The 6291-nt window shown below is 37.9% G+C and carries 10 protein-coding genes and 1 pseudogene; all 11 read right to left on the minus strand.

The window, feature by feature from the left end; genetic code table 11:
• Positions 1-52 precede the first annotated feature (52 nt).
• Positions 53-403 carry a DUF488 domain-containing protein gene (locus VFM92_RS12490; RefSeq protein WP_325122557.1) on the minus strand — a complete coding sequence of 117 codons (351 nt, stop codon included), beginning with the start codon at positions 401-403 and terminating at the stop codon, positions 53-55.
• A gap of 30 nt (positions 404-433) precedes the next feature.
• Positions 434-892: a hemerythrin domain-containing protein gene (locus VFM92_RS12495; RefSeq protein ID WP_325122558.1), complete on the minus strand. Its 459-nt coding sequence runs from the start codon at positions 890-892 to the stop codon at positions 434-436.
• Positions 885-1613, minus strand: coding sequence for an iron-sulfur cluster repair di-iron protein (gene ric / locus VFM92_RS12500; RefSeq protein ID WP_325122559.1), 729 nt, complete (start codon positions 1611-1613; stop codon positions 885-887). Before ric ends, VFM92_RS12495 begins: the two co-directional genes overlap by 8 nt.
• Positions 1614-1753: 140 nt before the next feature.
• The gene (locus tag VFM92_RS12505) at positions 1754-2188 is read right to left on the minus strand and encodes a hypothetical protein (RefSeq protein ID WP_325122560.1); all 435 of its coding nucleotides are present in this window, start codon (positions 2186-2188) and stop codon (positions 1754-1756) included.
• Complete coding sequence (locus VFM92_RS12510) at positions 2185-2580, minus strand: group III truncated hemoglobin (RefSeq protein ID WP_325122561.1); 396 nt, start codon at positions 2578-2580, stop codon at positions 2185-2187. Before VFM92_RS12510 ends, VFM92_RS12505 begins: the two co-directional genes overlap by 4 nt.
• On the minus strand, positions 2580-3032 hold the full coding sequence (locus VFM92_RS12515; protein WP_325122562.1) for a cytochrome C: 453 nt from the start codon (positions 3030-3032) through the stop codon (positions 2580-2582). Before VFM92_RS12515 ends, VFM92_RS12510 begins: the two co-directional genes overlap by 1 nt.
• 47 nt (positions 3033-3079) lie before the next feature.
• A complete protein-coding gene (locus VFM92_RS12520) occupies positions 3080-3352 on the minus strand; it encodes a hypothetical protein (protein ID WP_325122563.1) in 273 nt (90 codons plus the stop codon).
• The gene (locus tag VFM92_RS12525; protein WP_325122564.1) at positions 3349-3585 is read right to left on the minus strand and encodes a hexameric tyrosine-coordinated heme protein; all 237 of its coding nucleotides are present in this window, start codon (positions 3583-3585) and stop codon (positions 3349-3351) included. Before VFM92_RS12525 ends, VFM92_RS12520 begins: the two co-directional genes overlap by 4 nt.
• 2 nt (positions 3586-3587) lie before the next feature.
• The gene (locus VFM92_RS12530) at positions 3588-4103 is read right to left on the minus strand and encodes a cytochrome c (protein ID WP_325122566.1); all 516 of its coding nucleotides are present in this window, start codon (positions 4101-4103) and stop codon (positions 3588-3590) included.
• An 18-nt stretch (positions 4104-4121) separates the two neighbouring features.
• A pseudogene (locus VFM92_RS12535) lies at positions 4122-4601 on the minus strand (cbb3-type cytochrome c oxidase subunit II); the annotation flags it as partial.
• Positions 4594-6291, minus strand: a 1698-nt coding sequence (locus VFM92_RS12540) for a cbb3-type cytochrome c oxidase subunit I (protein ID WP_325122565.1), incomplete at its 5' end; no start/stop codon positions are given. The pseudogene VFM92_RS12535 and the gene VFM92_RS12540, both read right to left, overlap by 8 nt.

Consider the following 6291-nt stretch of genomic DNA (forward strand, 5'->3'; position numbering starts at 1 on the left):
ATTGAGTTCTAAATATCTGATTAATTTCAGATAAATAGTATTCTTGATGGTATTATTTATTTTTCAAATATTCCTGCAATATGACTGCATGATTGTGTTTCTCATCTTTAGCCCCATAAAGTAGGGTTACTTGGTGTTTTTCGGCAATATCTGTAATGTGCTGAACTGTTTCTTCTTTTTTCTCCAACTCTTGGCGGTACTTTCGAGCAAATTCATCAAAACGTTCGGCTTTATGACTAAACCATTTTCTAAGATCGGTAGAGGGCGCAATGTCCTTGTTCCATTCATCTAGTTTGGCATCCTCTTTTTTGACGCCCCTTGGCCAGACCTTGTCAATTAACATGCGATACCCGTCCTGATCAGAAGCTTGCTCATAAATCCGTTTAGTTAAAATTCTTTTCATGATACAGTAAACATAAAATTAACAATCTAACTATTTCCAAAACTCATCTTTTGTGTTTTCCTCAAACTGTTTTTCTCTGTGGTGTTTTTTAAATAGTTCTAATTCGTCTGAAGTAGCTATCTCTTGGATTTTATTAAATAGGATACGCTCTTCAAACCGAATGTGTTGTTCCAGTTCTTCTTCTATCAGCCCCAGTGCTTTTTCAATTTCATTAGAAATATTGAATAATCTAAATAGCCTCCTGTGATGAGACATAGCTTTTTTTACTAACTCATGGTCCTTGCCCAGAATGGGGAAAATAAATTGCTCCTCCGCTTCAAAATGCGGTTGTATATGATTATCGAAGAACCAATCGGCATAGCGTTTAATCCTTTTAGGTTCTACTTGCTTTTTGAATCCGGTCCGTATTTTCCAGCACAGCAACAAACTGTGATGATGCTCTCGGCTAAGCGGCTGTAAATCTTGATGTCTCTTGATCGGCTTACTCATATGCAAGTTCTTTTTCCATAGCTATTGCTTTAGGAAATAAAATGTTGTTTTCCAGATGTATGTGCAGGTGCAGATCATCCTCAAATTCCTTTAACGTGGTATAGCTTACTCTATATGTTTGGCAGGCATCTTCTGGTGGTGTATATTCATTGCTTAGTTTGCTGATTTCACGAAACCGCACTCCTTCATTATCATGTTCTTGCATCATTGTTTGAATGGGGTTTTCCACGGTATCAAAATAAGGCTTTCCAGTTTGTACACCGTTTTGTTGAGCTTTTATTATTTTTCTGATATAGGGGAATAGTATAAACTCTTCCTTTTTCATGTGCGCTGCCAGTTCTCCTGCCGAAGCATTAAAGAGTTTTACGATTTCATACAATTCAGAGTGCTTGTCACCATGTACCTGACTTATCTTTTCCAGGTACTCTTTCAAGACTGGCGTTTTCTCCTCTACATAACGATGATGTTTCTTCTCAATGTAGTCCGCTAGCAAGTCCAGTGGCCAAGATTGAAAATCCGGCATATTACTTTCTGTTTTTTGCTGCACATGCTCAATCTCGTCAATCAGTTTGTGAGGATCGATATTTTTGCTTTCGCAAGCCTTCAAGAGATTCCGATCACCATTACAACAGAAATCCATACTGTATTTTTCAAAAATGGAAGCGGTTCGATAATCCTTTGCTACAATTTCTCCAATGGTTTTGTTTTTTATGCTTTCCATGATATTTTTTTAAGAATTGAAATTTTATTTAAGTATTTAAGACCTCAATGGCTATGATCTTAAAATTATCCTCTAGTTTTAATGAATGGTATTTCTCTGTCAGATAGTGCTTATTGTTTCCAGTATGCTTTTCATGGTGGTTATTTAAACTGTTTGATACCAATGCTTACTAAAGCAATCACTTTCACCACTTCACACCCTACATAATAGAAATGTAGATTGGAAGGGGGCACTACCTGCCCTTCTATAAGTTGCACAGCTCGTACATCCAATTCAGGAAGCAGCCAAATCGATTGCAAAATCAGTATAAGAAAGGGAATCAGGAAATATAAGTTCTGTCGTTTAATAGAACCTCTTTGCTTCACGAATGAAGTAAGCAATATCGCAAGGGCGAATACCCATTCTACCTTATTCAGTGCTCCAAAAACCAGGCGGCCGATGCTTAATCCTATCGGCAGTGTGACTCCCGGTGCCTGGAACTTCAGCCAAGCTTCCATAAAGCTAATGGCGCATACAAAACCAATCCAAAGAAATAGGACGATTACCACCAGTGGGCTTTTAACTCGCGTACTCATAGAATACGCTTTTTAGGGTTGTTTCTGTAAAACTCAATTTTGTAATGAAACATTTCTGCCATTTTTCCAGCTCGCCAACGGGCTTCCTCCGCTTTATCTCCCCTAAAATGCTCATCAATGGTTTGATTGAATAAGGCCATCCACTGATTAAAATGCTTCTTGTCTACAGGTAATTGGGCGTGCGGGACAAATGGACTTCCGTAGTATGTATGTTCCCCTAGCAAAACAGTTTGCCAGAAACGATACATTTTCTCCATGTGCTCGGGCCATTTCTCACCTATACGATTATTAAATATAGGCGCAAGCAATTCATCTTCTCGTACTTTGCCATAAAAGCTATCGACCAATAACTTAATATCATCCAGTTCAATAATTTGCTTTTGTTTCTCCATCAGAAAAAAGATTCATAAAATTCAGGGGTAGAATACATGATGAAATAGAAAAGTGCAAAACCTATGAAGGCAATCACCAATGCCCATACCCAAGCTGGGATTCCTTTTGGGGTTTCCGATCCTGTCACAACAAATTCGTCTCTCTTCTCACTACCATAAGCATTAAGGGTGATAGAGACCTGATCGTCTATAATTTCTCCAGATTTTAATCCAACAACAGATATCTCCGGCCCATTTTTTACTTCAAAAGGAATTTCTTTTACCCCTTCAACATTACTGGAGGATTTGGCAACTATTTTAAGTTTATGCTTGCCATCTGGTATTTTGGTTGTATCCAAAACAAATTTGACAGGTGGTCGAAATTCAGCAAATGGTTCGTTCTCCTCGTCTAGAAAAACCTTAATAAGACGGTTTTCCTCACTACTATTATCTATTTTGATATTTTTTGTCATAACACGCTTATTTTTTTAATAGCTTAAGATTATACCTTAATTAGATTCTAAAGGCTTCCTTCATCTACCACAATATTTTTAACATGATTGGAATTTTTCTCGCCCGGCTTTACTAAATATTTAAGACTGAAGAATAAAGTGAAGCCTACGATGATGATTCCTATAATGATGATTACATAATCTATATCACCTTGGGGTCCTTCTCCATGTGTAATATTTTTTAAAGGCTCTGGCTGGTTCGCTTGACATACATCACATGCCCAAGCATTACCTAATCCAATCAATAAATAGAAAACGAATAAAAAACTTATCTTTTTCATGACTTCCAATAGTTATTTGCTGCTGCAATAGTTTGAAATTCAGTGGCAATTACCTGAGCAGAAGAGATCAGTTGTTGAGTATCATTAGCGTAATCATTTCGAAGTTTTTTTCTGACTTCACTATCAGTTTGAATAGCTGCTATTGATTTTCTAGCCAGTTTAATGGCCAAGTTACGACCTTCAATTGGTGTCTTGGTAATCAAACTTTCCAAATAATTTTCTTCATTTTTCATAACTATTGCGTTTGTTGATTCATTACAAATTCTCTTATCTTTTTCACTTCTTCTTCAGTTACTTTAGAGGCATCATTTCCCCAACTTCTTCTTTCATGACTAGCAATGGCTGCAATTTCCTCATCACTTAATTGACCGGCAAAGCCAGGCATTTGTGCAAATTCTGGACGGGCATCATACCCTTGCAGAATAATTCTTATTAATAGTTCAGGGTCTTCATCATTTACCACTGAACTTCCAGCCAGCGAAGGAAATGCTCCCGGCAATCCGGTATCATCTGCTTGATGGCAAGCCGAGCATGTGGATATGTATAAATTTTCTCCTTTTGCTAATTCTTCTTGACCGGAATTGTCAGCAGAAGCAGAAGTTTCTTCTAGTTTTTTTTGTGTAGAAGGGATGAATTCTGGCTTCTGACCAGTAAGTGAAGCCTGTTTAAGTGATTGCAGATATGCCACTAGATCCAAAGCTTCTTGTTTTGGTACTATTTTCACTCCGTTTTTCTTAAACTCAGCAGGCACGGAAAGCGCTTCACCTTCTTCTTTGGAGTTTTTAACTTCTTTAAACATCCAAGGGTACGAAGGCATAATAGATTCAGAAACCACGATGCGAGGATTGTATAAATGCAATAAGTGCCAATCTTCGCTAGGCTGTCTTTTGCCGATATTGGTCAGATCAGGCCCCGTTCGCTCACTACCTAAAACTGAGGGTGATTGTCGCTAGATACCCATTCGCTGTTTGGTGTAATAATAATCTGAAGGTATAGAAGGCCGGCTACCCCAAGTTTTGTCCATCTCAATGCTTCGAACTTGTTGCGTGTGACAGGCAACACAGCCTTCTTCTACAAATATTTGTAATCCACGAATCTCACTTTCGTTCATTGCCTCCATTTGAGGAAGTGGTTCCGTATTCACCTGTGATTGATAAGCAGGAATAATAGCCACCCCTACACTCAATATTAGAAATCCAAGAAAGGAAACCAGGACTAAGCTTCTAAGATTTTTATGAAAATTAAACATATTCTTTCTTTTCTTTTGACCCTACTATATTTTTTGATTGGCTTTTAATTCCGTGTTTGTTTCTTACCATCAGATAGAAATTATAGGCAAAAAGGAGATGTGAAATAAACATTAAACTTCCCCCTATTGCTCTTGATACCCAATATTGTTTCATCATGACAACTGATTCTATGAAAGGCAAACCTTCTACCCAGCTAAGCCCTTTTAATGTGCCTCCTGCCATCAAAGAAATCATGTAAGCAAAAAGACCTATAAAAGCCAGCCAAAAATGAGCCCCTACTAAAAGTTGAGGAGGTTCCTTCCCAGTAATTCGAGGAAGGATAGCATAGATACATGCCCAAAGTATGAAAGTAATAATTCCGTACATGGTCATGTGGGAATGTGCCACATTGAAGTCAGTAAAGTGCCAAATGTAATTTGTAAAACGAAAAGCTTGAAAACTTCCTTGAGTAGAGCCAACAAAATAGAAGACAACGCCTACTAAGAAAAATGGTAGCACATAACTTTTGGAAATTTTGTGAAAGCTTCCTTTCATGGTCATTAAAAAGTTCGTTGTTCCCGCTACAACAGGAATAAACATTCCGGCACTGAAAACAATTGCTACGGTTTGTAGCCACCAAGGAAGAGGACTGAAAACAAAATGGTGGGTTCCAATCATTGTATAGAACAACATTTGTGTCCAGAAAGCCAATACACCCAGTGAATAGGAATAGATAGGTTTATTTAGTGAAGAGGGAAGGTAATAATAGACTAATCCAAGTGTAAAAGTCATAAACCACATACCCACACCTTGGTGCATGTAGTACCCTTGAATGACTGTTTCGCCTAGACCGTTTTGATAGAACGGCAAATAACCAATTATTGCCAATACGGTTGTCCATACCAGAGCCCACATAATGTACCAATTGGATACATAAATATCTGATATTTTACGATTCGCTATCGTTTTGTAAAAGTTGCAGAATGTAACTATGAGCCCTATGCCAAAAAGAGCCATCACCGGCCACACATATTCCCTGTATTCTGCACCTCCATTATTGATGCCAGCCATTAGACATAAAGTGCCAATAAATACTGCTAAGTTGATGAGCGTAAAAGTAGTCCATGCCCATTTATAGCTATAAATTTTAGTATTGCTAGTTCTGGCAATGACAAAATAACCTAGCCCAAGCATTGATAAGGATGCCCATCCCCAGAAAACGGCATTAGTATGCACAGGTCGCAATCGGCCAAATGAAAGCCAAGAAATACTGTCCAGTTCTGGCCAGACAAATTTCATTCCAAGGTATTGACCTACTAACGTACCAAAAACCAACCAGAATATGGCTGCACCCAAGTAGAATATAATCAGGCGCTTGAGTTCTGCTGGTATTTCCAATCGCTCTTCCGAACGTTTTTTCTCATCGGCAACCGGATTTTCTGGTTTATCTGTTACTTTTCTGATTAAACCTTTTTTATCTTTGGTAGCCCAGTTGCTGCCCAGTTCATCACCACTTAATTTATACTTCAGAGCCTGTTTCCTTTTTTCTAAAATGTCATCAATTTCCCCTGGATTTAGATTGGTTAGTTCTTCTCTAAATTCTTGGTTTTGTTTGAGCCTTTTCTTTTCGTTGAGACCATTGATATAACTATTGACTCTTGCTATCACTATCAAAATAGCCAGTATTAATACGATAACAATAAGAAATAG

The sequence above is a fragment of the Marivirga sp. genome (genome assembly GCF_035704835.1).
Lineage (GTDB): Bacteria > Bacteroidota > Bacteroidia > Cytophagales > Cyclobacteriaceae > Marivirga.

Coding starts and splice junctions, on each gene's coding strand:
- VFM92_RS12505 (WP_325122560.1), bottom strand. CDS start 2,188: ATGAGTACGCGAGTTAAAAGCCCACTGGTGGTAATCGTCCTATTTCTT.
- VFM92_RS12495 (WP_325122558.1), bottom strand. CDS start 892: ATGAGTAAGCCGATCAAGAGACATCAAGATTTACAGCCGCTTAGCCGA.
- VFM92_RS12520 (WP_325122563.1), bottom strand. CDS start 3,352: ATGAAAAAGATAAGTTTTTTATTCGTTTTCTATTTATTGATTGGATTA.
- VFM92_RS12490 (WP_325122557.1), bottom strand. CDS start 403: ATGAAAAGAATTTTAACTAAACGGATTTATGAGCAAGCTTCTGATCAG.
- VFM92_RS12510 (WP_325122561.1), bottom strand. CDS start 2,580: ATGGAGAAACAAAAGCAAATTATTGAACTGGATGATATTAAGTTATTG.
- VFM92_RS12525 (WP_325122564.1), bottom strand. CDS start 3,585: ATGAAAAATGAAGAAAATTATTTGGAAAGTTTGATTACCAAGACACCA.
- ric (WP_325122559.1), bottom strand. CDS start 1,613: ATGGAAAGCATAAAAAACAAAACCATTGGAGAAATTGTAGCAAAGGAT.
- VFM92_RS12515 (WP_325122562.1), bottom strand. CDS start 3,032: ATGACAAAAAATATCAAAATAGATAATAGTAGTGAGGAAAACCGTCTT.